Origin of the sequence: Oscillibacter ruminantium GH1 (assembly GCF_000307265.1) — a bacterium.
Taxonomy (GTDB): Bacteria; Bacillota; Clostridia; order Oscillospirales; family Oscillospiraceae; genus Oscillibacter; species Oscillibacter ruminantium.
The window spans coordinates 1-1,901 of the sequence record NZ_BAGW01000040.1; the positions used below are offsets into that span (position 1 = coordinate 1).

Here is a 1,901-nt window from a genome sequence, read left to right on the forward strand (position 1 = left end):
GGGGGTGCGGACAAAAACTTGGACCAACTAATATGGTACAGGAGGCATCCCCGTGTATTCTTGTGAAGATCGAATGAGAGCAGTGGAGCTTTATATCAAGTATGGTTGTCATTCAGCTGCCGTCATAAGGGAATTGGGATATCCCAATCATCATACCCTACTGTATTGGTACGACGAATACCAGAAAAACAGAAAACTGCATATTAAACGGAAGTGCACCCAACGGTATTCTACTGAACAAAAACAAGCAGCGCTGAGTTTCTATACAGAACATGGGCGAAGCATTACCTATACGATTAAAACGCTTGGATATCCAAGTACAACGCTTTTTAAAATGTGGCTCAATGAGGCATTTCCAGACCGCAAAAAGCGTTGCGTATCTGGAGGGGCGATGGTAGAATACTCTCAAGAAACGAAGCAGCAAGCCGTCATTGATTTGTGCGCTCGTAAAAGCTCAGCTCAGGAGGTTGCAAAAGCCCATGGAGTGAGCCGAGTAACACTCTACAAGTGGAAGGGTCAGCTGCTTGGTGAGGAGCGAAGCACTGCCATGCCTAAAAAGAAAGTTTCACAGGCCGATGAAGCGGAGGCCTTGGAACAGCGGATTGCTGATCTGAGGGCCGAAGAAGCCTCCATGAGCGAGAAGCTGTTTCGAGCACAGCTGGAATACGATATTCTGGAAAAGGCAGCAGAACTGCTAAAAAAAGGCCTGGGCATCAATCTAAAATCATTGACTAATCGTGAAAAGGCCGCCCTGATTGATGCCCTGAGACCCCAATATCGGCTGAATCTGCTTCTCCAGGAGATTAGCATTTCCAAGAGTAGTTACTGTTATCAGGAGAAGAGCCTGCACGTCCAGGATAGGTATGCTCAAGTCCGTGCGAAGATCCACGAAATTTTTAGTGCTTCAAGGCGCACATACGGCTATCGCCGCATCTACAAATGCCTGGAAAACGAAGGAATTGCGGTTTCTGAGAAGGTGGTCCGCAGAATCATGTGCGAAGAAAGTCTTGTTGTTTACCGCAAGAAGCGCAAGAAATACAGCTCCTATGTCGGCGAGGTCAGCCCTGCCGTGCCCAATATCCTCAATCGTGACTTTCATGCCGAGGCGCCAAACGTCAAATGGTTAACCGATATCACCGAGTTTGGCCTTCCCGCAGGTAAGGTCTATTTATCTCCGATTATCGACTGCTTCGATGGGCTACCCATCTCGTGGACTATTGGAACATCGCCGTCCGCAGAACTTGCCAACACCATGCTAGACGGAGCAATTTCAATTCTCAAAGAGGGCGAACGCCCCATAATCCACAGTGACCGAGGCGGTCACTATCGGTGGCCTGGCTGGATAGAACGTATGGAGGTTGCTCAGCTCACACGATCTATGTCAAAGAAAGGCTGTTCCCCGGATAACTCCGCCTGTGAGGGCTTCTTTGGCCGCCTAAAAAACGAAATGTTCTACGGCACATCATGGCAGGATGTCAGCATTGATGAGTTTATTGCCGTTCTGGATGACTATATGCACTGGTATTGCGAAACGCGTATCAAACTATCCCTTGGCGGGATGAGTCCACTGGAATACCGGCGTAGTCTGGGGCTGTCCGCCAATAATATAAATCCAGCTGCGCCTATAGCGGTTGCATAACCTGGAGGCATTAGGATGAAAATTAAGGATTTAGTCGAGTTGCTTTTGGCCTATGACAATGACGATGAAATCGAAATTGAAGTATATGAAACCAATTCCGGGAAGTACATCGATACGACAGCTGCAATTTCTGTCGTAGAGGAGGATGTGTGGGTTCCTACCCTTCGCATCGATGCTGAGGCCGGCAAGTTTAAACCATTCCTTTAACCCCGCCAATAGCGGACGTGATTGGATTTAGGTCCAAAAAAACGTCCGCACTCCC

General features: G+C 48.2%; 2 protein-coding genes. Both read left to right on the forward strand.

The window, feature by feature from the left end; genetic code table 11:
* Nucleotides 1-52 precede the first annotated feature (52 nt).
* Entirely contained in the window at nt 53-1,639 is a 1,587-nt protein-coding gene (locus ON16_RS00005) for an IS3 family transposase (protein ID WP_051131432.1), read from the forward strand.
* Between the two features lie 15 nt (nt 1,640-1,654).
* Nucleotides 1,655-1,846 (forward strand): hypothetical protein, encoded by a 192-nt coding sequence (locus ON16_RS00010; RefSeq protein WP_040658417.1) that lies wholly within the window; start codon nt 1,655-1,657, stop codon nt 1,844-1,846.
* The last annotated feature ends 55 nt before the right edge of the window (nt 1,847-1,901 follow it).